Source organism: Bradyrhizobium sp. 142, from assembly GCF_023074015.1.
In the GTDB taxonomy this organism is placed as follows: Bacteria; Pseudomonadota; Alphaproteobacteria; order Rhizobiales; family Xanthobacteraceae; genus Bradyrhizobium.
The window spans coordinates 13301-35463 of sequence record NZ_JADPKQ010000424.1; the positions used below are offsets into that span (position 1 = coordinate 13301).

At 63.5% G+C, this 22163-nt stretch carries 24 protein-coding genes; 15 read left to right on the top strand and 9 right to left on the bottom strand.

Annotated elements, in window-relative coordinates; genetic code table 11:
- The first annotated feature begins 19 nt into the window (after positions 1-19).
- The 4 genes from IVA82_RS39130 to IVA82_RS39145 are packed head-to-tail and all read left to right on the top strand — an operon-like array spanning position 20 to position 2950.
- A complete protein-coding gene (locus IVA82_RS39130; protein ID WP_247386553.1) occupies positions 20-709 on the top strand; it encodes a Fe2+-dependent dioxygenase in 690 nt (229 codons plus the stop codon).
- The gene (gene exbB, locus IVA82_RS39135; RefSeq protein ID WP_247386554.1) at positions 706-1692 is read left to right on the top strand and encodes a tonB-system energizer ExbB; all 987 of its coding nucleotides are present in this window, start codon (positions 706-708) and stop codon (positions 1690-1692) included. Before IVA82_RS39130 ends, exbB begins: the two co-directional genes overlap by 4 nt.
- Positions 1693-1695: 3 nt before the next feature.
- Positions 1696-2169: a TonB system transport protein ExbD gene (exbD, locus tag IVA82_RS39140; RefSeq protein ID WP_247386555.1), complete on the top strand. Its 474-nt coding sequence runs from the start codon at positions 1696-1698 to the stop codon at positions 2167-2169.
- Between the two features lie 16 nt (positions 2170-2185).
- Positions 2186-2950 (top strand): TonB family protein, encoded by a 765-nt coding sequence (locus tag IVA82_RS39145; protein WP_247386556.1) that lies wholly within the window; start codon positions 2186-2188, stop codon positions 2948-2950.
- Positions 2951-2974: 24 nt separating this feature from the next.
- Here IVA82_RS39145 and IVA82_RS39150 read toward each other — a convergent pair whose 3' ends face one another.
- The 9 genes from IVA82_RS39150 to IVA82_RS39190 form a co-directional block, all read right to left on the bottom strand.
- Positions 2975-3397, bottom strand: coding sequence for a hypothetical protein (locus IVA82_RS39150; protein ID WP_247386640.1), 423 nt, complete (start codon positions 3395-3397; stop codon positions 2975-2977).
- Between the two features lie 63 nt (positions 3398-3460).
- Complete coding sequence (locus IVA82_RS39155; RefSeq protein WP_247386557.1) at positions 3461-4141, bottom strand: site-2 protease family protein; 681 nt, start codon at positions 4139-4141, stop codon at positions 3461-3463.
- Positions 4142-4312: 171 nt separating this feature from the next.
- Entirely contained in the window at positions 4313-4705 is a 393-nt protein-coding gene (locus IVA82_RS39160) for a GFA family protein (protein WP_148741199.1), read from the bottom strand.
- Positions 4702-5070 (bottom strand): serine hydrolase, encoded by a 369-nt coding sequence (locus IVA82_RS39165; RefSeq protein WP_247386558.1) that lies wholly within the window; start codon positions 5068-5070, stop codon positions 4702-4704. The genes IVA82_RS39160 and IVA82_RS39165 overlap by 4 nt, the downstream gene beginning before the upstream one ends.
- Positions 5067-5861 (bottom strand): serine hydrolase domain-containing protein, encoded by a 795-nt coding sequence (locus tag IVA82_RS39170; protein WP_247386559.1) that lies wholly within the window; start codon positions 5859-5861, stop codon positions 5067-5069. Before IVA82_RS39170 ends, IVA82_RS39165 begins: the two co-directional genes overlap by 4 nt.
- Positions 5862-5888: 27 nt before the next feature.
- Positions 5889-6635, bottom strand: a complete 747-nt coding sequence (locus IVA82_RS39175) for an SDR family NAD(P)-dependent oxidoreductase (RefSeq protein WP_247386560.1) — start codon at positions 6633-6635, stop codon at positions 5889-5891.
- 123 nt (positions 6636-6758) lie between these two features.
- Complete coding sequence (locus tag IVA82_RS39180; RefSeq protein WP_247386561.1) at positions 6759-7490, bottom strand: SDR family oxidoreductase; 732 nt, start codon at positions 7488-7490, stop codon at positions 6759-6761.
- 163 nt (positions 7491-7653) lie between these two features.
- On the bottom strand, positions 7654-9483 hold the full coding sequence (locus IVA82_RS39185; RefSeq protein ID WP_247386562.1) for an IlvD/Edd family dehydratase: 1830 nt from the start codon (positions 9481-9483) through the stop codon (positions 7654-7656).
- A gap of 123 nt (positions 9484-9606) precedes the next feature.
- A complete protein-coding gene (locus tag IVA82_RS39190; RefSeq protein WP_247386563.1) occupies positions 9607-10707 on the bottom strand; it encodes a LacI family DNA-binding transcriptional regulator in 1101 nt (366 codons plus the stop codon).
- Between the two features lie 203 nt (positions 10708-10910).
- Here IVA82_RS39190 and ugpC point away from each other — a divergent pair, with 203 nt between their 5' ends.
- From ugpC to IVA82_RS39245, 11 genes are all read left to right on the top strand, one after another.
- The gene (gene ugpC / locus IVA82_RS39195) at positions 10911-11978 is read left to right on the top strand and encodes a sn-glycerol-3-phosphate ABC transporter ATP-binding protein UgpC (protein WP_247386564.1); all 1068 of its coding nucleotides are present in this window, start codon (positions 10911-10913) and stop codon (positions 11976-11978) included.
- Positions 11979-12028: 50 nt separating this feature from the next.
- Positions 12029-13351, top strand: coding sequence for an ABC transporter substrate-binding protein (locus tag IVA82_RS39200; RefSeq protein ID WP_247386565.1), 1323 nt, complete (start codon positions 12029-12031; stop codon positions 13349-13351).
- A 65-nt stretch (positions 13352-13416) separates the two neighbouring features.
- Positions 13417-14376, top strand: coding sequence for a sugar ABC transporter permease (locus IVA82_RS39205; protein ID WP_247386566.1), 960 nt, complete (start codon positions 13417-13419; stop codon positions 14374-14376).
- Positions 14369-15304 (top strand): carbohydrate ABC transporter permease, encoded by a 936-nt coding sequence (locus tag IVA82_RS39210; protein WP_247386567.1) that lies wholly within the window; start codon positions 14369-14371, stop codon positions 15302-15304. Before IVA82_RS39205 ends, IVA82_RS39210 begins: the two co-directional genes overlap by 8 nt.
- Positions 15305-15416: 112 nt before the next feature.
- A complete protein-coding gene (gene denD, locus IVA82_RS39215; protein WP_247386568.1) occupies positions 15417-16403 on the top strand; it encodes a D-erythronate dehydrogenase in 987 nt (328 codons plus the stop codon).
- Between the two features lie 23 nt (positions 16404-16426).
- The gene (locus IVA82_RS39220; RefSeq protein ID WP_247386569.1) at positions 16427-17407 is read left to right on the top strand and encodes a sugar kinase; all 981 of its coding nucleotides are present in this window, start codon (positions 16427-16429) and stop codon (positions 17405-17407) included.
- Positions 17408-17420: 13 nt separating this feature from the next.
- Entirely contained in the window at positions 17421-18071 is a 651-nt protein-coding gene (gene eda, locus IVA82_RS39225; protein WP_247386570.1) for a bifunctional 4-hydroxy-2-oxoglutarate aldolase/2-dehydro-3-deoxy-phosphogluconate aldolase, read from the top strand.
- A 58-nt stretch (positions 18072-18129) separates the two neighbouring features.
- Positions 18130-19299 carry an acetyl-CoA acetyltransferase gene (locus IVA82_RS39230; RefSeq protein WP_247386571.1) on the top strand — a complete coding sequence of 390 codons (1170 nt, stop codon included), beginning with the start codon at positions 18130-18132 and terminating at the stop codon, positions 19297-19299.
- 101 nt (positions 19300-19400) lie between these two features.
- On the top strand, positions 19401-19598 hold the full coding sequence (locus IVA82_RS39235; RefSeq protein WP_148741185.1) for a hypothetical protein: 198 nt from the start codon (positions 19401-19403) through the stop codon (positions 19596-19598).
- Between the two features lie 120 nt (positions 19599-19718).
- Positions 19719-20918, top strand: a complete 1200-nt coding sequence (locus tag IVA82_RS39240) for a CoA transferase (protein WP_247386572.1) — start codon at positions 19719-19721, stop codon at positions 20916-20918.
- Positions 20919-21618: 700 nt separating this feature from the next.
- Positions 21619-22146, top strand: coding sequence for a carboxymuconolactone decarboxylase family protein (locus tag IVA82_RS39245; protein WP_247386573.1), 528 nt, complete (start codon positions 21619-21621; stop codon positions 22144-22146).
- The last annotated feature ends 17 nt before the right edge of the window (positions 22147-22163 follow it).

The following is a 22163-nucleotide window of genomic DNA, read 5'->3' on the forward strand; positions in this document are numbered from 1 at the left end:
TGGAGCAACAACGACTTTCATGCTGACATGCATAGAAAACGTTCTTGGCAAGGATGATGTGGCGGAATTCCGCCGCATCATGGACGCCAGCGCATGGGAGGACGGCCGTTCCACCGCGGGCGCGCAGTCGGCAATAGTCAAGCGCAACGAGCAATTGCCGCCGGACAGTGAGGTCGCGCGCAAGCTCGGCAACCGCATCATCTCGGCGCTGACGTCGAATCCGCGGTTCCTTGCCGCGGCCATCCCGCTCCAGATCTTCCCGCCGCTGTTCAACCGTTATGCGGCGAGCAGCGGCCACCATTTCGGCCTTCACGTCGACAATGCGATCCGCGGCGATCGCCTGACCGGCCTCCGCATCCGCACCGACCTGTCGGTCACGCTGTTCCTCGCTGAGCCGGAAGAGTACGATGGTGGCGAACTTGTGATCGAGGACAGCTACGGTTCGCACGAAGTCAAGTTGCAAGCCGGGGACTGCGTGCTCTATCCCTCGACCAGCCTGCATCTCGTGACGCCGGTGACCCGGGGAACGCGGGTTGCGTCTTTCTTCTGGCTTCAGAGCATGATACGGGACGATCAAGCCCGCAGCATGATCTTTGACCTCGACACCGCCATTCAGGCGCTGGTGAAACGGCTCGGGCGTGACGATCCCGAAACGGTCAAATTGACGGGCATCTATCACAACCTCATTCGCTACTGGGCCGAAGTATGAAGAGCACATCTTTCCAAGCAAGCCTTGCCGCAGCCATGATGCTGGCGGCCGCCTGGCTCGCATCTCCTGTTTCTGCCCAGCAACAAGCCCGGCCGGCGGCGCCGGCGCCTGCGACGACCGAGCCTTCGATGGCCCAGCCATCGGCAGTCAGCCCCGCGCCTGCGACCTCGACGCCTGCGGCGCAGTCCGCTGCGCCTGCCGTTCCGTCGGCGACAGCCGCTCCGGCGGCCTCGGCGCCGGACGCGGTGCCCGCCGATGCAGGCAGCCGTCCGCTGAAGTCGGCCGCGCCGGCCATGAAGGAACTGTCGCCGTGGGTGATGTTCATGTCAGCGGACATCATCGTGAAGGCGGTGATGATCGGGCTTGCGTTCGCCTCGCTGATGACATGGACCGTCTTCCTCGCCAAGTCGATCGAGCTGTCGGTTGCCTCCGCCAAGCTTCGTTCGGCGCTGAAGAAGGTTGCGGACGCGCGCTCGCTCGCGGAAGCGCAGATGGCGCTCGGCTCCAAGGAGGGCGTGTTGCCGTCGTTCCTGGCCTTGGCGCTGCGCGAGGCGCGGATGTCGGCGGGCATCTCCAGCGACACCGGCATCAAGGAGCGTGCGGCCTCGAGCTTTGCCGAGATCGTGCGCGCTGAGGGGCGGCGCATCCGCATCGGCATGGGCGTGCTCGCGACCATCGGCTCGACGTCGCCCTTCGTCGGCCTGTTCGGCACGGTCTGGGGCATCATGAACAGCTTCATCGGCATCTCGAAGTCGCAGACCACGAACCTCGCCGTGGTCGCGCCCGGCATCGCCGAAGCGCTGCTCGCCACCGCGATCGGCCTCGTCGCCGCGATCCCCGCGGTCATCATCTACAATCACTTTTCGCGCGTGACGAAGAGCTATCTCGAACTCGTCAGCCGTGCCTCGGGTGCAGCGGGGCGGCTACTCTCGCGCGACCTCGATCGCAGCCATGGCAGCGTGCATTCGCGCGCGGCGGAGTGAACGATGGGCGCTTCGATCGCAGACAATGACGTCGATGACGACGATTTCACCGAAACGCATGAAATCAACGTCACGCCGTTCATCGACGTCATGCTGGTGCTGCTGATCATCTTCATGGTCGCAGCCCCGCTGTCGACGGTCGACCTGCCGATCGATCTGCCGACGTCGACATCGACGCCGCAGAAGAAGCCGGACAAGCCGACCTACGTCACCATCAAGCCGGATCTTTCCGTGGCGATCGGGGAGAACTTCGTCAAGCGCGTCGATCTTGTCAGTGCACTCGACAACACGGCGGACATGAGCAAGGACAAATACATCTTCCTGCGCGCCGATCGCACCGTGCCCTATGGCGAACTGATGGAGGTGCTGGAGTTCCTCAACAAGGGGGGGTATTCCAAGGTCAAGCTGGTGACGCTGGAGGGTGTCCCGGGGGCTGCGCCGCCGCAGGGCGCGCCGCCGGAAGCACCGAAGCCGTGACGAAGGCTTGAGGCCCATGTCCGATCTCGAACGGAAGCCCTCTCGGAAACTATGGGTCGCCGCCGCAGTGGGCGCGCTCGCGCTTCATCTGGGCGGAGCGGCGCTGGCGCTCGCCAATCTGCGTGGCGACGAGCCGGACTTCATCGCTGATCCGCAGGGTATCGAGGTCGGCCTCGAGGCAATGTCGCCCAACGGTGAACCCAGCGAATTGCCGCCGGGGCCGGACTCCAACGAATCTGTGGCGTCCCCTGAGCTGACCGAACAGAAGGCGGAACTCAAGGAGAGCAGCCTTCCGAAGGACGTTCCGATGGAGGCCGAACAGGCTGACCGGGCCGTAACGATGAACGAGACCAAGAAGCCGGTCGAGGAGGAAACCAAGGAGTCGGTTGTCCCCACCAACGCCTCGGTGGCTTCGCCCGCCGCGGAAGCGACGGCTATGCCGACCTCGGACGCCGAGAAGAAGAGCGACCGCTCCGTTCGCATTCGCCAGGGCTGGGAAAAGGACTTGGTCGCGCATCTCGACCGGCACAAGCGCTATCCCAAGGGCCTGTTCAAGGCCGCTGAACTCTCGGTTCGGCTGACACTCGACCGGCTTGGGCATGTGGTCGCTGTCGCCATCGAAAAGGGCTCTGGCGATCCGGCCTTCGATGAGGCCGCCATCGGCATGGTGAAGCGCTCCGATCCCGTACCGACGCCGCCGCCGCTGGTCGCAGACGACGGGCTGACATTCGTCTTACCGGTGATCTTCAGGAAGAACGAAAAGGCAGCGAGTAAGGGCTGAGGCCGCAATGCGGCGATAGCTTGGTCAGCGCCAGTAAAGCCGGATTCCGACATAGACCACGACCAGGCAGGCGAAGATCAGCGCCACTGGCAGCGGACGCTTCTGGCTCCCGCCAAACGTCGACGCCACGAAGGAGGCAGCCTTCTTCGGCTTCGGCGCCGGACGGCGGAAAGCGGTAACATTGTCCGCCGCCGGCTCGGGCGGGCGAGCTCGGACGTCCGGCGCGATTCCAGCGCCGCCCATCTCGGTATAGTAGGCCTTGTAGATCGCAGCCGTGGTGGCCTCGGAGGCCTCGCCTTCGCCCATCTGCGCCAGGAGAGTTTTGTAGCTGGCGAGGAATTCCTGGGCCTCAGGCGGCAGCGCGGACAACCCGTTGAGTTTGGCCATCATCTTCCAGGTGGCGAAATCGGCGCGGGCGCGGGTATCGGCGCGTCGCGCGATCAGCATATCGGCAGCTTTGACCAAGTCGGCCTCGGGCCCTTCGGCGTGTGTGCGGGTGTCGCATTTCAACTACGCATTGCCGGTCAGAATGAGAACAGCCTGAATCACATAACCGGTCAACGTTCGTAGTATTGCTGAAATAACATCAAGATTTAGACCGAACTGGGAACCCGCCAAGGGTAGCAGGATCAGGAAGGCGATCAGGATCAGCATGCCGAACGGCTCGAGCCGCGCCAGTGGCAGGGCGAGCGGTCGGGGCAACAGCCCGACCGCGACCCGCCCGCCATCGAGCGGCGGGATCGGCATCATGTTGAAAACCGCGAGCACGGCGTTGATCAACAGGGCATTCTTGAGGTTGTCAAAGATCCATTGCGCCGAGTTGGCCGGCGCCCAAGGCAGCGCGTGGAGGGCGAGCGCCGCCACCAGTGCCAACAGGATGTTGGTGACCGGCCCGGCCAGTGCCACCCAGACCATGTCGAGCCTGGGGTTGTTGAGCTTGCGGAAATTCACCGGCACCGGCTTGGCATAGCCGAACAGGAACGGTGAATGCGCAAACAACAGCATCGCCGGCAGGATCAGGGTTCCGAACGGGTCGATGTGCCGGAGCGGATTGAAGCTAACGCGGCCGAGCTGCGACGCGGTGTCGTCGCCGAGGCGATGCGCGACGAAGCCGTGGGCGGCCTCGTGAAAGGTGATGGCGAACACCAGCGGCAGCACCCAGACGGAAATGTCATAAATGGAAATGTTCACGGCTCGTCTGTCCCGGTTTTTTTGCATGCGGCCTTGCAGCCGTCCCAGCGAAACCGGCGGTGCAGCGACGCTTCAAGTCAACATAGGGCGGCAGGTTCCGAAATGCCACGCTGCAAATGATCGGCAAGGCTCGCGGCCTCGGCGTCGAGCCAGCGGCGGCGCCGGCGAAGCCTACGCAGGAATCGTCGTCGGATATTGCGTCAGACCGTCGTCGAGCTTCAGCCAGGCGAGCTTTTCCGAGACCCAGATGTGGTCGGTCGGCGCGAAGGCGTTGCGATCGTCGAAGGTCGCGAGCGCGACGCCCGCCAGCGTGCCGTTGCGCCGCCAGGCGAACAGCCGCGTGCCGCAGCGCTTGCAGAACACGCGGTCGATGTTTTCCGAGGATGCATATCGCGCGGTCTCTCCCTCGACCGTGAGCGCGCGCTGGTCGAACTGAGCGCGAGCGAAGTAGGGCGATCCCATCGCCTTCTGGCACATGCGGCAATGGCAGATGCGGACGTTCAGCGGTTCGCCCTCCGCCTTGAACCGCACCGCGCCGCACAGGCATCCGCCTTCCCGGATCATGCGACCCGCCACTCGGCGACCTGACGCGCTATGCTCCAGTTCAGATTGTCTAGATCGCCATCCATGCTCGAATTCCCACGTCTGGTGTTGGTGAAGGCGGCCCAGCAGAAGCCGCCATGGGTCCGCACGGCAATCGTGCTGGTGCCTGGCAGACTGCCATTGTGCCACCAATTGTCGAATTTGTTGACGCAGAAGCCCTTGGCATAGTCGGGGCTGTACGCGGGCGCGGTGGTCATGACCTCTATCGTGCGCGGCCGCAGGATGTTCGCTGGCCTCGTGTAGCCGTCGATATGCATCAGAAACCGGACGAGATCTGACGGCGTCGCGATCCAGCCGCCATGGGAATCCATCCGCCTGACATTCACGTCGTAGGGACCTTCGCCCTGGCCGTAATAGGCGCGACCTCGCCGGCCTGGTGCTGGTCGCGCGTGTTGCCCGCGATCGTCATGTCGGCGACACCGCAGCGCGCCAGCACCTCAGTGCGGACGTGCTCGGCATAGGCTTGGCCCGTGAGCTTCTCGATGGCGCGCCCCAGCACGCAATAGCCGAAATTGGAGTAGGCGTAGTGCTGGCCTGGCGGGCGGTCCAGCGGCCGGTTGGCGAGCGTCCACGCGATCAGCTGTGCATGATCCATCCGCGGATGCGTAAACATGGGATCGCGGTTGTCGTTGCTCCAGCCGCCGGCGGCGTGCGTCAGGAGATGCTCGAGCGTGATCTGGTCGATACCGGGTGAGTAGGGCGGCTGCCCATAGTCGGTGCCGAGCAGCCCGCCGGGACCGAACACCCGGTCCGTCAGCTTGAGGCGGTTCTCCTCGATTAGGCGGAAAAGCGTGACCGAGGTGATCATCTTGCTGACGCTGGCGATCCGGAACAGGTGCCGCGGCGTCACGGCCTCGTTCCGCTCGATATCGGCAAGACCGAAAGCGTCCTCGTGGACAACAGTGCCGGCATAGCCGATCGCAAAGGACAGCGCCGGCACGCCGTACTTGTCCATGAAGCTGTGCGCGAGCCGTGCCATGGCGCTGCGTTCAGCCGGCGAGGGCGAGCGGATGCTCGGCGGGTTGGGCGCGAGTTGCGCAAGCACATCGTGCGGAAGCAACGGCAGCGCGCCCGCGGCCGCTGCGACCTTGACAAAATCCCGACGCCCAAACCGCATGGTCCGCCCCCTCGGGCGGCCAATGTCTCAGTACGTCGCCCGTCCCCCGGAAATATCAAACACCGCGCCGGTGGAGAAGGCACAATCTTCGGATGCGAGCCACGCCACCATCGCGGCAAGCTCTTCCACCAGCACGAAGCGGCCTTTCGGAATCTTCGACAGCATGAAATCGATATGCTGCTGCGTCATCTGATCGAAGATCGCGGTCTTGGCCGCCGCCGGTGTCACCGCATTGACCAGGATGTCATGCGCGGCGAGCTCCTTGCCGAGCGATTTCGTCAGCGCGATCAGGCCGGCCTTGGAGGCCGAATAGTGCGAGGCGTTCGGATTGCCTTCCTTGCCGGCAATGGACGCGATGTTGACGATCCGCCCGTATTTCTGCTTGAGCATCGCGGGCACGATCGCCTTGCAGCAGATGAAGGGGCCGTCGAGGTTGATGCGCAGCACCTTGCGCCATTCCTCCAGGTCGGTTTCCCAGACCGGCTTGTTGACGCCGGCGATGCCGGCATTGTTGACGAGGATGTCGATCTTGCCGAAGGCGGCAAGCGTCGCATCGCGCGCCTGCTCGACGCCCGCGGTGTCGGTGATGTCGACCTTGAAGACTTTGGTCTCGCCGCCGATCCCTTTTGCGGCTTTCTCGGCCAGCGGCGCATCGAAATCCCAGATCGCGACCTTGGCGCCGGAATCGACGAAGCGTTGAACGATGGCGCGGCCAAACCCCTGCGCGCCGCCGGTGACGATGGCGACGCGGCCGTTGAGATCGATCTTGTTCATGCGGAAATCCCTTTCCCTATCCCTCATGGTGAGGAGCGCGCACTTGCGCGCGTCTCGAACCATGGAGCCCATGGTCCGTCCCTCGAGACGACGCTGGTCGCGCCTCCTCGGGATGAGGAGTGATCAGAGCATGTAACCGCCGTCGACGACGAGGTCGACGCCGGTCGTGAATGCGCTTTCGTCACTGCCGAGATAGACCGCCATCGACGCGATTTCGTCGGCGGTGCCGAGCCGGCCCATTTTCTGGCGGGAGATGAACATCTCCTTGCCCTGCGGACCCTGGGCGGCGGCGCGGTCGAGCATCGACGGCGTCTCGACGGTGCCGGGGCAGATGCTGTTGCAGCGGATGCCCTGGGTGATGAAGTCGAGCGCGACCGCGCGCGTCAGCAGCGATACCGCGGCCTTGGACGCGCTGTAGGCATAACGGTTGGCCGGCGGTCTCAGCGCCGCGCAAGACGAGATGTTGACGATGCTGCCGCCGCCGCCCGCCAGCATCGCCGGCAGGAACGCCTTGATGGTCCGGTGCATGGACTTGACATTGAGGTCGAACGAGAAATCCCAGTCTTCCTCCGAGCAGTCCAGAATGGTGCCATGGTGCACGAGGCCGGCTGCATTGAGCAGGATGTCGATCTTGCCGATGCGCTTGGCAAATGCGTTGACGTCGGCGGTGTTGCGAACGTCGAGCTTTGCGGTCTCGGCGATGCCTTCCTTCGCCAGGCTCGCGATGCCGCTTTCATTGATGTCGGTGGCGATGACGGTTGCACCCTCACGCGCGAATGCGATGGCGCACGCACGCCCGATGCCTGCAGCTGCGGCGGTGACAACAGCGCGCTTTCCCTTGAGGCGGTCTGCCATTTTCTTGTTCTCCTCACCTTGAATGTATCTGTCGGCTCGTCATTGCGAGCAGCTCGTGACAAAATTGCGTAGCAATTTTGCACTGATGCGACGAAGCAATCCAGAGTCTCTCCGCGGGGGCAGACTGGATTGCTTCGCTTCGCTCATAACGACGGTGTGGCTGTCAGTGATTATCCCGCGCCACGCCAAATGCACCCGCGACGTTCTGGTAGCGCGTGGCGAGTTCCATGCAGGCGCCGGTCGACTGCTGGCCGACGGTGTTGCGGTAGAGCTCCTGCCACGGCGTCTGGTTCGGCGGATGCTTGAAGCCGCCATTGGCCATCAGCTCGGCGTGGCGCTTCTTCAACTCGTCGTCGGAAATCAGGATGTTGGCGCTGCCCTTGTTGAGGTCGATGCGGACATGGTCGCCGGTCCTGAGGATCGCAAGCCCGCCATTGGCGGCGGCTTCCGGCGAGGCGTTGAGGATCGAGGGGGAGCCCGAGGTGCCGGACTGGCGGCCGTCGCCGATGCAGGGCAGGGAGTGGATGCCGCGTTTGATGAGTGCCGCCGGCGGCTGCATGTTCACGACCTCGGCGCCGCCGGGATAGCCGATCGGGCCGGTGCCGCGAATGAACAGCACGCAGCGCTCGTCGATCTCGAGCGCGGGATCGTCGATCCGCGTGTGATAATCCTCCGGCCCCTCGAACACGACGGCGCGGCCCTCGAAGGCGTTGAGGTCCTTCGGGTTGCTGAGGTAGCGGTCGCGAAACTCCTTGGAGATCACGCTGGTCTTCATGATCGCGGAATCGAACAAATTGCCGCGCAGCACCAGGAAGCCGGCGTCCTTGACCAGCGGCTTGTCGTAAGCCCAGATCACGTCGTTGTCGGGTTTCGGCGCATTGGCGCAATTCTCGCCGATGCCGCGGCCGTTCACCGTGACCGCGTCTTCATGGATGCGCTTGTGCTTCATCAGCTCGCGCACCACGGCCGGCACGCCGCCGGCCCGGTGGAATTCCTCGCCAAGATAGAAGCCGGCCGGCTGCATGTTGACCAGCAGCGGCACGTCGTGCCCGACTTTCTGCCAGTCGTCGATCGACAGCTCCACGCCGATATGGCGGGCCAGGGCGTTGATGTGGATCGGCGCGTTGGTCGAGCCGCCGATCGCCGAGTTGATCACGATGCAGTTTTCGAACGCCTTGCGGGTCAGGATGTCCGAGGGTTTCAGATCCTCCCAGACCATCTCGACGATGCGCTTGCCGGTCTCGTAGGAGATCTGGCCACGCTCGCGATAAGGCGCCGGGATCGCGGCGCAGCCCGGCAGCGAGAAGCCGAGCGCTTCGGCAAGCCCGTTCATGGTCGAGGCGGTTCCCATGGTGTTGCAATGGCCGACCGAGGGCGCGGAGGAGGCCACGATCTCCATGAACTCCTCGTAGTCGATCTCACCGGCGGCGAGCCGCTCGCGCGACTTCCAGACGATAGTGCCGGAGCCGGTGCGCTCGCCATTGTGCCAGCCGTTCAGCATCGGGCCGCCCGACAGCACGATCGCGGGCAGGTTCACGGTCGCCGCCGCCATCATGCAGGCCGGCGTGGTCTTGTCGCAGCCCGTGGTCAGCACCACACCGTCCAGCGGATAGCCGTAGAGGATCTCGACCAGGCCGAGATAGGCGAGATTGCGGTCAAGTGCCGCGGTCGGGCGCTTGCCGGTCTCCTGGATCGGGTGGGTCGGGAATTCCATCGCAATGCCACCGGCCTCGCGGATGCCCTCGCGGACCCGGTGTGCAAGCTCGATATGGTGGCGGTTGCAGGGGGAGAGGTCATTGCCGGTCTGGGCAATGCCGATGATCGGCTTGCCGGACTGAAGTTCCGCGCGGGTGAGGCCGTAGTTCAGGTAGCGCTCCATATAGAGCGCGGTCATGCCCGGGTTGTGCGGGTTGTTGAACCACTCCTGCGAGCGAAGGTGGCGGCGGCTGCCGTTGCTGGCGGGCGCATGCCCGTTGGTCGGCTTTTTTGTCATTGTTCTCTCCTGCAATGCAAACGCACGGGCGTCGGTCCTGTGGGTGTCGGCTTGTGCGATGCCCAACGGCGCGCGCGATAAATCGCAGGCCCGCTGGCGGGTGGTTTCCTCACAAATGCGATACTAGTCATGGCTGCTTGGTAACGCTACCATTTTGTTGGCGGCGCCTGCGCCGGAAGCGCCCGGCCTGCTGTCCGAACGCCGCGCTGGCGAACTCTGACGTTCGATCACCTTGAAGCCGAGGTCGAGCACCGGTTGCTCCGGGCGGCGGCCCTCGATGGCATCGATCAGCATGGTGGCGGCCATCCGGCCCATCTCGTAGCGGTTGGTGCGAACGCTAGTGAGGGTGGGGACGGCGGAGGCCATGAATTCCAGGTCGTTGAATCCGATAATGGCGATCTGCTCGGGGATCGCGATCTCGCGGCGGCGGCATTCAAACAGCACGCCGAGCGCGAGGTCGTCATTGGCGCAGAACACCGAATCGATATCGGGCGACTTGGCCAGCAGATCAGTGAACAGCGCCCCGCCGAGCGTGACGGAGGTCGGCGTCGCCGTGGCAACGATCAGGCGCTGGTCGAACAGGCCCGCATCCTTCATGGCCGCCTGGTAGCCGTCGAGCCGCCGCTGCACCCGCGGGTCCATGCGCGCGCCGAGGAATCCGATTCTGCGATGGCCCTGTTCGAACAGGTGCGCAATCGCGGCGCGCGCCGCATCATAGTGCGAAAAGCCGATCATCATGTCGACGGGATTGGGCCCGATTTCCATGATCTGCATGATCGGGCAGTCGGCCGCCTCCAGCATCGCGTGCGATTCCGCGGTCTGGTCGATGCCGGTGACGACCAGCCCGGCCGGCTTCTGCGCGAGAAACAGCCGCAGCAGTTTTTCCTCCTGGAGGATACTGTAGCGTGTGTTGGACAGCTGAATCGAGTACCGGCTGCTCTCGGATGCATCATAGATGCCGCGCAGCACGTCGGAGAACACGTTGTTGGTCAATGACGGGATCAGGACACCGATCACCTCGGTGCGATGCGAGGCCAGCGCGCGTGCGGCGAGGTTCGGCACATAGCCGAGCTCCTTGGCCGCGCTTTCGACCCGCGCCCGCTTGGCCTCCGACAGCGCCTCGGGATTGCGAAAGAAGCGGGAGGCCGTGATCGGGCTCACGCCGGCGTGCTCAGCGACTTCCGCCAGCCGGATCTTGCCTGACTTGGTGCGCTTTCGACCCATATGTTGCTCTTAACACAGTCGATCCCGCAAACAAAGGAACGTTGACAGCGCTACCACCAACGACTAACCAAAGACAAATTGCCAAAACCGCGCAAACTGCCGACAATGTCGCCCGAGTAGGTCGGGCTTCGTTCGGTGAAGTCTGAAAAAACAAGACGGTGGCGGCGCGACAGTTGCGTCGTCGAGTCGAAGGAGGGAGCTAGATGTCGTCTGTGCAAATCCGCGACGTGCGGAAATCGTTCGGCAATTTTGAAGTCCTGCACGGAGTCTCGATCCCGATCGAGGACGGCCAGTTTGTCGTCCTGGTTGGCCCCTCCGGCTGCGGCAAGTCGACGCTTCTGCGCATGCTCGCAGGCCTCGAGAACATCACCTCCGGCACGATCTCGATCGGCGACCGCGTCGTCAACAATGTCCAGCCCAAGGAGCGGGATATTGCGATGGTGTTCCAGAACTACGCGCTCTATCCGCACATGACGGTCGGCGAAAACATGGGTTTCTCGCTCAAGCTGCGCAATGCCAGCTCCGACGAAATCAACAAGCGCGTCAAGCGCGCGGCCGAAATTCTAGCGCTGTCGCCGCTGCTCGAGCGCTATCCGCGCCAGCTCTCCGGCGGCCAGCGCCAGCGCGTCGCCATGGGCCGCGCCATCGTGCGCGATCCGCAGGTGTTCTTGTTCGACGAGCCGTTGTCGAACCTCGACGCCAAGCTGCGCGTCGCCATGCGCACCGAGATCAAGGAGCTGCATCAGCGGCTGAAGACGACCACCGTCTACGTCACGCACGACCAGATCGAGGCCATGACCATGGCCGACAAGATCGTCGTCATGCACGACGGCATTGTCGAGCAGATGGGCACACCGCTCGAGCTCTACGACAAGCCGGAGAACCAGTTCGTCGCCGGCTTCATCGGCTCTCCTGCGATGAATTTCCTCAAGGGCCATGTGCGCACCAACGGCGTTGCGACCTTCGAAGGACCGAACGGGGTCAAGCTGCCGCTGCGAAGCGCGCCGGCGGCGTCCGACGGCCGTCCTGTGGTCTTTGGCGTCCGGCCCGAGCATTTCACCATCGCCGACGACGGTGCCGAAGCCGAGATCGTCGTGGTCGAGCCGACCGGCTCCGAAACCCAAGTGTTTGCCAAGCTCGGTGGCGAGCAGGTCGTCGCGGTCTTCCGCGAGCGTCACCAATTCAACCCCGGCGACAAGGTTCGGCTGAAGCCCGATCCGTCCGTGGTTCACTTGTTCGACGAGGCGACAGGGAAACGGCTCGATACGTAAGGCAAGCTGAATAAAGCAAGCTACAAAAAAAGCATCACAGGGAGGACACCATGCAAGACTTTACCCGCCGGGCTCTGCTTCAAGGCGGAACGGCGCTGGCTGCCACCGGCGCACTGACCGGGCCGGCACTGTTCGAGTTCGCGAAGGCCTGGGCGGCGGACTCGCCCTGGAAGGCCGAAGCGGGCGCCAAATTGACGGTGATGCGCTGGAAGCGCTTCGTGCCGGCAGAAGACGATGCGTTCAATGCCATGGTCGCGGCGTTCAAGGCCGCAACCGGTACCGAGATGAACGTGTTCAGCGAATCCTTCGAGGACGTGCAGCCGAAGGCGTCGGTCGCCGCGAACACCGGTTCGGGTCTCGATCTCGCCTGGGGCCTGCACACGCTGCCGCAGCTCTTCCCGACCAAGGTCATCAAGATGAACGACGTTGCCGATTATCTCGGCAAGAAGTACGGCGGCTGGACCGAAGCTGCGGCCATCACCTGCAAGAAGGATGGCGACTGGCTCGGCATTCCGGTGGCGACCGTCGGCGGCTATCTGACCTATCGCAAGTCGGCGGTCGAGAAGGCGGGCTTCAAGCAAGTTCCGTCCGACTTTCCGGCCTATCTCGAGCTCTGCAAGGCCCTGAAGAAGAACAACACCCCGGCGGGTTTCGCCCTCGGCCACGCCACCGGGGATGCCAATGCCTGGGTCCACAACATCCTGTGGGGCCACAATGGCTGGACCGTCGACAAGGACGACAAGGTCATCATCAACTCGCCGGAGACGGCGAAGGCGCTGGAGTACGGCAAGGCACTGTCGGAGACCTTCATCCCCGGCGTGGCATCCTGGAACGACTCCTCCAACAACAAGGCGTTCCTGTCGGGCGAATTGTTCCTGACGTCGAACGGCATTTCGATCTATATCGCTGCCAAGGACGATCCGAGCAAGAAGGATCTCGCCGAAGATATCGATCACGCGTTGTGGCCGGTGGGGCCAATCGGAAAGCCGACCGAACTGCAACTCGCGGTGCCGATCCTCGCCTTCAACTTCACGAAGTATCCGAACGCGGCGAAGGCCTTCATTGCCTTCATGCTGGAGAAGGAGAATTTCGAGAAGTGGCTGACGGGCGCCCGCGGCTATCTCACCCATACGCTCAACGCCTATGATTCGGCGCCGGTCTGGACCGCCGATCCGAAGAATGCGGTGTTCGGTCAGGCGAGTAAGCGCGCGCTACCGGCGTCGGGCATCGGCACGCCGGGCGAGAAGGCGGCGACCGCGATCGCAGACTTCATCGTGGTCGACATGTTCGCCAACTACTGCACCGGCGCCAAGGACCTCAAAGGCTCAATGGCGGACGCCGAGCGCCAATTGAAGCGCATCTATCGCGGCTAAGTCGACGCGAGCTACGGTGGGCCGCCGTGGGCGGCCCGCTTTCTCTATCGAATCGGGATACGACCATGGCCGATATGGCACTTGCACCCAGGGACGCCAACCCGAAGGTCGTGGAGGCGAGCGCCTGGGACCGGCTCAAGCACAACCGCAATTGGCTCGGCTTCTGGTTCATGGTGCCGGCCATGGGATTCTTGATCTTCTTCCTGGCCTATCCGCTGGGACTGGGCATCTGGCTGTCCTTCACGGACACTCGCATCGGTCGGGTCGGGCACTTCATAGCCACGGAAAATTATGAGTGGCTCTGGGACGATTCCATTTTCTGGCTGTCGGTGTTCAACACGTTGCTCTACACCTCCGTCGCCAGCGCCATCAAATTCGCGATCGGGCTCTATCTCGCGCTACTGCTGAACGAGAACATGCCGTTCAAGGCGATGCTGCGCGCCATGGTGCTGATCCCCTTCATCGTGCCGACAGTGCTGTCGGCGTTGGCGTTCTGGTGGATCTTCGACTCGCAATTCTCGATCATCTCGTGGTCGTTGAGGCATCTCGGCCTGATCAGCCAGAACATCAACTTCCTCGGTGACACCACTTGGGCGCGGATATGCGTGATCTTCGCCAATATCTGGCGCGGCGTGCCGTTCGTGGCGATCACGCTGCTCGCGGGTCTTCAGACCGTCTCGCCGTCGCTCTATGAGGCCTCCACGCTCGACGGCGCCACGCGCTGGCAGATGTTCCGGCACATCACTTACCCGTTGCTGACGCCGATCATTGCAGTGGTCATGACCTTCTCGGTGCTCTTCACCTTCACCGACTTCCAGCTGATCTGGGCGATGACGCGCGGCGGGCCGGTCAACGCTACGCATCTGATGGCGACGCTGTCTTACCAGCGCGCCATCATCGCGGGACAGTTGGGCGAGGGGGCTGCGATCTCGAGCGCCATGATCCCCTTCCTACTTGCAGCAATCATGGTTTCGTGGTTCGGCCTGCAGCGCAGGAAATGGCAGCAGGGAGAGAACAATGACTGATCTGCCCACCAGGTCCATTGATCTCAAGGCCGTGCTGTCGGGATCCTCTCCGACGGCGGCGAAGGACGATCACAGCGAGGGCATGAGCTATCTGCAGTCGGTGCCGCGCAGGATCGTGACGCTCTATCTGCCGCTCACGATTATCGTCGTGATCCTGCTGTTCCCGTTCTACTGGATGGCTTTGACCTCGATCAAGCCGGACGAGCAACTGCTCGATCTGGATAAGTACAATCCGTTCTGGACCTGGAATCCGACCTTCAAGCACTTCCATAAGCTGCTGTTCGAGAGCTACTACCCGCACTGGCTTTGGAACACGATGTATGTGGCAGTGTGCGCCACCGTGCTCTCGATCATTGCATCGGTGCTCGCGGCCTATGCCATCGTGCGGCTGCGCTACAAGGGCGCGAGCATGGTCGGCGGGCTGATCTTCCTCGCGTATCTCGTGCCGCCCTCGATCCTGTTCATCCCGCTCGCCACCGTCGTGTTCCAGTACGGCCTATTCGACTCGCCGATGGCCCTGATTCTAACCTATCCCACCATCCTGATCCCATTCTCGACCTGGCTCCTGATGGGATATTTCAAGACCATCCCGTTCGAACTCGAGGAATGCGCGCTGATCGATGGCGCGAGCCGCTGGCAGATCCTCGTCAAGATCGTGCTGCCGCTCTCCATCCCCGGGCTGATCTCGGCCTTTATCTTCTGTTTCACGCTGTGCTGGAACGAGTTCATCTACGCGCTGACGTTCCTGCAATCGACCAGCAACAAGACGGTGCCGGTCGCGATCGTCAACGAGTTCGTGGATGGCGATATCTACCGCTGGGGTTCGCTGATGGCGGGTGCCTTGGCCGGCTCGCTGCCACTGGTCATCCTTTACGCCTTCTTCGTGGAGCATTATGTGTCGGCAATGACCGGCGCCGTGAAGGAATAACCGCGGGGCCCCTGCCTTGAGAGCGCGCCAAGGGAAAAACTGAAGCGAACGTGCCAGGAGCGGCGCGTTCCGGCCAACAAACGCGTTCCGGCCAATAATAAGGAGTAGGCTCTTGCACATTCTGGTTCTAGGCGCCGCCGGCATGGTTGGCCGCAAATTGTGTGAACGGCTGTTGCGCGACGGCCGTCTCGGCAAGAGCGACATCACCAAACTGACCATGCACGATGTGGTCGAGCCGAAGAAGCCGGAAAAGGCCGGTTTTGCCGTCGAGACGGTGTCGGGCGACTTTGCCGTCCTAGGTGCGGCTGAAAAACTGATCGCCGGCCGCCCGGACGTGATCTTCCATCTCGCCGCGATCGTCTCGGGCGAAGCCGAGCTCGACTTTGACAAGGGCTACCGCATCAACCTTGACGGAACGCGGATGCTGCTCGACGCGATCCGGCTGGCGGGCGGTGGCTACAAGCCGCGCGTGGTCTTCACGTCCTCGATCGCGGTGTTCGGCGCGCCGTTCCCGGACGCGATCGGAGATGAATTCTTCCACACGCCGCTGCTCAGCTACGGCACCCAGAAGGCGATCGGCGAACTGCTGCTCGCCGATTATTCGCGCCGCGGCTTCCTCGACGGCATCGGCATCCGCCTGCCGACCATCTGCATCCGGCCCGGCCTGCCTAACAAGGCGGCATCGGGCTTCTTCTCCAACATCCTGCGTGAGCCGCTCGCCGGCAAGGAGGCCGTGCTGCCGGTCTCCGAGGACGTCCGCCACTGGCATGCGACGCCGCGCTCCGCCGTCGGCTTCCTGCTCCATGCCGGCACCATGGATCTGGCCGCGGTCGGCCCGCGCCGCAACCTGACCATGCCGGGCCTCTCGGCCACGGTCGGCGAGCAGATCGCGGCGCTGAGGCGGGTCGCGGGCGACAAGGTCGCCGCCCGCATCAAGCGGGAGCCGGATCCCTTCATCGTCGGCATCGTCGGCGGCTGGCCGCGTAATTTCAACCCAAAGCGGGCGCTCGAGCTCGGCTTCACCACCGCCGAGAAGTCCTTCGACGACATCATCCGCATTCACATCGAAGACGAGCTCGGCGGCAATTTCGTCGCCTGATCTGTGGCTGAGCGGGTAAAGTAATGGCGAGCGTTGCTTGCATCGGCGAATGCATGGTCGAGCTCCGGCAGGCCCAAGGGGGGCAACATGCCGGACAGTCCGCCGGGCAGGCCGGTGGCCTGTACTCGCGCGGATTTGGCGGTGACACCCTCAACACCGCGGTCTATCTCGCGCGGCTCGAGGTCAAGGTCGATTATTTCACCGCGCTCGGCGACGACGCCTTGAGCGATGAGATGATTGCGGCCTGGACCGCGGAGGGGGTCGGGACCCGGCGCGTCGCGCGCCTGCCGGGCAAGCTGCCCGGCCTCTACATGATCCAGCTGGATGCAAAGGGCGAGCGGCAGTTCTTTCACTGGCGTGACAGCGCCGCGGCGCGCCGGCTGATGGATCTGCCGGAGACGGACGAGCTGCTCAACTCGCTGATGAGCTACGACATCGTCTATCTTTCCGCCATCACGCTGTCGATCTACGAGACGGCCGGGCGCGAGCGTCTGTTCGCGGCGATCAAGCGTGCGCGCCTGCTCGGCACGCGCTTCGTGTTCGACACCAATTTCCGCGCGCGCGGCTGGCCCGATCGCGATGTCGCCCGCGAGGTTTTTGCAGCAGCCTTCGCCGCGGCCGACATCGTGCTGACCTCGACCGAGGATTTGCTCGCGCTCTATCCCGGCGAGAGCCACGAGCAGTTGATGGCGCGCATTCCCTCGCCGGAGCTGGTGTTCCGGCTCGCCGAGCCGGTGAGCCTGCTGCGCTTTCCCGGCGGCACCAGCGAGATGCACGCTGAACCCATGACCAGGCCCGTGGCCGACACCACCGCCGCCGGCGACAGCTTTGCCGCGGCCTATATCGCGGCCCGGCTCGGCGGTTCCGATCCGGTCGAGGCCGCCCAGGCCGGACACCGGCTCGCCAGCCTCGTGATCTGCTATCCCGGCGCCATCATTCCAGGCTATGCCATGCCGCCGAAGAAACGCCACCGGCCGGCTGCGTCACGCCAGGCGACCAAGTAAAGAAGCGAAAACGATGACCACGACTGCCCAACAGAACCACCTCGTCGCGCTGTTTCGGGACGCGACCGTCATTCCCGTCCTGACCATCGAGCGTATCCAGGATGCCGTGCCGCTGGCGCGCGCGCTGGTCGCCGGCGGCGTCCGCACGCTGGAAGTGACGCTGCGCACCCCCGCTGCGATCGAGGCGGCGAGGGCGATGATGGCTGAAGTGCCCGAGGCCAACGTCGGCATCGGCACGATCCTCAATCCGGCCGACTTCGCCCGTGTCGAGAAGCTCGGCGTCAAGTTCGGCATCAGCCCCGGTTTGACCCCCGATCTGCTGAAGGCCGCGGCCGACAGCGCCTTGCCGTTCGCGCCGGGCATCGCCACCGCCTCCGAGCTGATGATGGCGCTGGCCCACGGCCTCGACGTCGCGAAATTCTTCCCGGCCGAGCAGGCCGGTGGCATCAAGGGCCTGCGCGCGCTCGGCGGTCCGTTCCCGAACGTGCGGTTCTGCCCGACCGGTGGGATCGGCGAGGCCAATGCGGCGACCTGGCTCGCCGAACCCAACGTGGTCGCGGTCGGCGGTTCCTGGCTGTGCCCGGCCGCGGAGATCAGGGCCGGGAACTGGGCCGGCATAACTGCCATCTGCCAGCGCACGCTGAAGGCCCTGAAAGCAGCGTGAAGTCTTGCCATCCTTGGGCTAAGATTTAGGTCAGTAAGAGATCCGAGGGAGAATGACCATGACCGCCAGTATCGTCGGATGGGCGCATACGCCGTTCGGCAAGTTCGACACCGAAACCGTCGAAAGCCTCATTACCCGCGTTGCCAATGAGGCGATGGCCGATGCCGGCATCTCCGCTTCCGACGTCGACGAGATCGTGCTCGGCCATTTCAATGCCGGCTTCTCGCCGCAGGATTTCACCGCCTCGCTGGTGCTCCAGGCCGACCCGAAGCTGCGCTTCAAGCCGACGACCCGTGTCGAGAACGCCTGCGCCACGGGATCCGCCGCCGTTCACCAGGGGGTTCGCGCGATCGCCGCAGGGGCGGCCAGGATCGTGCTGGTCGTCGGCGTCGAGCAGATGACGCGCACGCCGAGCGCCGAGATCGGCAAGAACCTTCTGAAGGCGTCGTATCTGCCGGAGGACGGCGACACGGTCGGCGGCTTCGCCGGAGTGTTCGGCAAGATCGCCAGTTCCTATTTCCAGAAATACGGCGACCAGTCCGATGCGCTGGCGCTGATCGCGGCCAAGAACCACAAGAACGGCGTCGCCAATCCCTACGCCCAGATGCGCAAGGATTTCGGCTTCGAGTTCTGTCGTGCTGAGAGCGAGAAGAATCCTTACGTCGCCGGTCCTTTGAAGCGCACCGACTGCTCGCTGGTCTCCGACGGCGCAGCCGCCCTGGTGCTGGCCGATGCCGAGACCGCCAAGGGCATGAGCAAGTCGATCGGCTTCCGCGCCACTGCGCACGCCCAGGATTTTCTGCCGATGTCCAAGCGCGACATCCTCCAGTTCGAGGGCTGCACGGTCGCCTGGCAGCGCGCACTGGAGAAGGCGGGCGTTGCGCTCACCGACCTCTCCTTCGTCGAGACCCATGACTGCTTCACGGTCGCCGAGTTGATCGAGTACGAAGCAATGGGCCTGACGCCGAAGGGGCAGGGCGCCCGCGCCATCAAGGAAGGTTGGACGCTCAAGGACGGCAAGCTGCCGATCAATCCGTCCGGCGGCCTGAAGGCCAAGGGCCACCCGATCGGCGCCACCGGCGTCTCCATGCACGTGATGACGGCGATGCAGCTTGTGGGCCAGGCACCCGAGGGCATGCAGCTCAAAAATGCAAAACTCGGCGGCATCTTCAACATGGGCGGTGCGGCGGTTGCCAACTACGTCTCCGTGCTGGAGCCGCTGAAGTAAGGTATTGTCGGGTGGGCAAAGGCGCGCGGGCGCCGTGCCCACCTCTTTCTTGCGCTAGATCATGGCCCTACTGTTCTTGATTGATTTGCAAGGAATGTATCATGAGCGACGACACACTCTCACTCGACCAACTCAATGATCGCATCGCGATCCTCGAGGACAATATCCGCCAGCTAATCGAGCAGGCCGCCGCCGCTTCGGGTGAGCAGAACGAGGCGCGCATCGCCGACCGCATCAATCAGCAGAACGACGAGCTCGATCGGCTCTTGAAGATCCGCGAATCCCGCCAGAAGAAATAGCGGCCGTTTCACCGCGCGGCGCATGGGGCCATACCCCGCCCGCCCTTGCGCCGCAGGCGCCGCTGCCGTTAGCTGGACCGATCGCGGGCCGATTTGAGCCCGCGCAATCGAGAGCAAACGATGGGGCCGCTAGGGGGCATCAAGGTCATCGACATGACGACCGTGCTGATGGGGCCCTATGCGACCCAGATGCTCGGCGACTACGGCGCTGATGTCATCAAGGTGGAATCACTCGACGGCGACGTCACCCGCCTGATCGGCCCGATGCGCCATGCCGGCATGGGTCCGGTGTTCCTCAACACCAATCGCAGCAAGCGCTCAATCTGCCTTGATCTGAAGAGGCCGGCCGGCCGCGAGGCCGTGCTGCGACTGCTGAAGGACGCGGACGTTCTTGTCTACAACGTCCGTCCGCAGGCGATGGCGCGGCTTCAGCTCGGTTACGACGTCGTCTCCGACATCAATCCGCGCCTCGTCTACGCCGGCGTGTTCGGCTTCGGCCAGGACGGGCCCTATGCCGCAAAACCCGCCTATGACGATCTGATCCAGGGCGCGACCGCGCTCCCTGCGCTGATGGCGCAGACCGGCGACGGTGTGCCGCGCTATGTGCCGAACGCGCTGGTCGATCGCATCGTCGGCCTGACCGCCGTCGGCGCGATCTGCGCCAGCCTTGTGCATCGCGATCGCACCGGACGCGGCCAGCGCGTCGATATCCCGATGTTCGAGACCATGGCCGGCTTCGTCATGGGCGATCACATGGGCGGGCTCACCTATGAGCCGCCACTCGATAAGGGCGGCTATGCCCGCCACCTCTCGCGCGACCGCAGGCCCTACAAGACATCGGACGGCTATCTCAGCGTCATCGTCTACAACGACAAGCAGTGGGAGAACTTCTTCAAGGCGACGGGACGCGACGACCTTCGCGCCGATCCCAAATTCGCAACCTTTGCCGGCCGCGCCATCAATATCGACGTCGTCTATGCCGAGCTTGCCCGCATCTTCGAGACGCGCACCACGGCCGAGTGGATCGACCTGCTGACCAAGGCCGACGTGCCGGTGATGCCGATGCACGACCTCGCGTCGATCCTGCACGACGAGCATCTCGAAGCGACGAATTTCTTCCCGGTCGTGAACCATCCCACAGAAGGCCCGATCCGCAGCATGAAGGTGACGGCGACGTGGTCGGAGACCGAAGCCGAGCCGGTCCGGCTGGCGCCGCAGCTGAACGAGCACGGCGCGGAGATTCTGAAGGAGATCGGATACTGCGCAGATGAAATTGCTGCGATGGTTCGCGACGGAGTGACGCGGTCAGCGCCGGAGTAGGGGAGAAGCAATGACCAAGATTCCCTCATCCGTCATTCCGGAGCGCGACGAAGTCGCGAGCTACGATGCGCAATTGCGCATCTGAGAATCCATCGCTCGGCATGTTCGGAGGATAAATGGATTCCGGGCTCGCGCCCCAAGCGAGCGCGCCCCGGAATGACAGCGGGGGAACCCCATGAGCTTCATCACAGGCGCGTAGCAGGATTCGTCATTCGGGGGCGGTCCCACGAAAAACAACAATGGACCGAGCCTGGAACGGGATTCTGGGCCTGGCTCGTGCGAAAGCCACCCCGGAATGACGAAAGCTCTTGCTAACGCAAATCCAACTAACGCCCGTAGAACAGGATGCTGGCGATGACCAGCATCGCCGTCACTGCCAGCATGTGCGCGAGCGCTCCCGAGGCTGCCCCCTTGGTGGCTTCCCTCATGCCGTTTTCTCCCTAGACTTGGGCGCGACTCATCGTTGCGCGCAAGCGCAAGCGACGGCCATATTTTGTTACTCGGAACACCCCACTTCGAGTATCCGCTGCGATGTGTCCCCACGCAGCGAATATCGACCGTGCAAGGGTCGATCAGCAATGCGGCGGCATTTTGACTCGATGTTGTTGCTCCTGCGTCCCCGCGCGAATAGAATTTCAGGGAACCGATCCCGGTAACGACAATAAGTATCAAAGGCTTAAGGAAAATCCTCAGGAAAATCATGGCCCGCATCAACTACAGCGATCCGTCTAAGGCATCCGACCGCACCCGCGAGATCCTCGACAAGAACCGCAACGCCAACATCTTCCGGATGATGGCGCATTCGCCGAGCTATTTTGAGCAGTACTGCCGGCTCGGCGGCGCCATCCGTCACAAGGGCGAGCTGGATCCGGTCGTGCGCGAGCTTGCGATCACGCGCACCGGAATTTTGTGCGCGGCGCCATACGAGATCGTCGCGCACAAGCGCATCGGCAAGAATGTCGGCGTCACCGACGCGCAGAACGAAGCGCTCGAGAACTGGCAGGCCGCGACTTGCTTCAATGAGGTGCAGCGCGCAGCACTCGCTTTCACCGACGAGATCGTGAAACTGAACAAGCCGACGGACGCCACCTTCAAGGCGATCGCGTCAACATTGACTCCAGGTGCACTGGTCGAGCTGCAACTGTCGGTCGGCTTCTACATCATGACCTCGAAATTCCTGGAGACTTTTGAGATAGATCTTCAGCCGGTCACTGAAGTGGTGGGCTGAACGGAAAACGCCGAGAG

Coding starts and splice junctions, on each gene's coding strand:
- IVA82_RS39130 (WP_247386553.1), top strand. CDS start 20: ATGCTGACATGCATAGAAAACGTTCTTGGCAAGGATGATGTGGCGGAA.
- exbB (WP_247386554.1), top strand. CDS start 706: ATGAAGAGCACATCTTTCCAAGCAAGCCTTGCCGCAGCCATGATGCTG.
- exbD (WP_247386555.1), top strand. CDS start 1,696: ATGGGCGCTTCGATCGCAGACAATGACGTCGATGACGACGATTTCACC.
- IVA82_RS39145 (WP_247386556.1), top strand. CDS start 2,186: ATGTCCGATCTCGAACGGAAGCCCTCTCGGAAACTATGGGTCGCCGCC.
- IVA82_RS39150 (WP_247386640.1), bottom strand. CDS start 3,397: ATGCTGATCGCGCGACGCGCCGATACCCGCGCCCGCGCCGATTTCGCC.
- IVA82_RS39160 (WP_148741199.1), bottom strand. CDS start 4,705: ATGATCCGGGAAGGCGGATGCCTGTGCGGCGCGGTGCGGTTCAAGGCG.
- IVA82_RS39170 (WP_247386559.1), bottom strand. CDS start 5,861: ATGCGGTTTGGGCGTCGGGATTTTGTCAAGGTCGCAGCGGCCGCGGGC.
- IVA82_RS39175 (WP_247386560.1), bottom strand. CDS start 6,635: ATGAACAAGATCGATCTCAACGGCCGCGTCGCCATCGTCACCGGCGGC.
- IVA82_RS39180 (WP_247386561.1), bottom strand. CDS start 7,490: ATGGCAGACCGCCTCAAGGGAAAGCGCGCTGTTGTCACCGCCGCAGCT.
- IVA82_RS39185 (WP_247386562.1), bottom strand. CDS start 9,483: ATGACAAAAAAGCCGACCAACGGGCATGCGCCCGCCAGCAACGGCAGC.
- IVA82_RS39190 (WP_247386563.1), bottom strand. CDS start 10,707: ATGGGTCGAAAGCGCACCAAGTCAGGCAAGATCCGGCTGGCGGAAGTC.
- ugpC (WP_247386564.1), top strand. CDS start 10,911: ATGTCGTCTGTGCAAATCCGCGACGTGCGGAAATCGTTCGGCAATTTT.
- IVA82_RS39200 (WP_247386565.1), top strand. CDS start 12,029: ATGCAAGACTTTACCCGCCGGGCTCTGCTTCAAGGCGGAACGGCGCTG.
- IVA82_RS39205 (WP_247386566.1), top strand. CDS start 13,417: ATGGCCGATATGGCACTTGCACCCAGGGACGCCAACCCGAAGGTCGTG.
- IVA82_RS39210 (WP_247386567.1), top strand. CDS start 14,369: ATGACTGATCTGCCCACCAGGTCCATTGATCTCAAGGCCGTGCTGTCG.
- IVA82_RS39220 (WP_247386569.1), top strand. CDS start 16,427: ATGGCGAGCGTTGCTTGCATCGGCGAATGCATGGTCGAGCTCCGGCAG.
- eda (WP_247386570.1), top strand. CDS start 17,421: ATGACCACGACTGCCCAACAGAACCACCTCGTCGCGCTGTTTCGGGAC.
- IVA82_RS39230 (WP_247386571.1), top strand. CDS start 18,130: ATGACCGCCAGTATCGTCGGATGGGCGCATACGCCGTTCGGCAAGTTC.
- IVA82_RS39235 (WP_148741185.1), top strand. CDS start 19,401: ATGAGCGACGACACACTCTCACTCGACCAACTCAATGATCGCATCGCG.
- IVA82_RS39240 (WP_247386572.1), top strand. CDS start 19,719: ATGGGGCCGCTAGGGGGCATCAAGGTCATCGACATGACGACCGTGCTG.
- IVA82_RS39245 (WP_247386573.1), top strand. CDS start 21,619: ATGGCCCGCATCAACTACAGCGATCCGTCTAAGGCATCCGACCGCACC.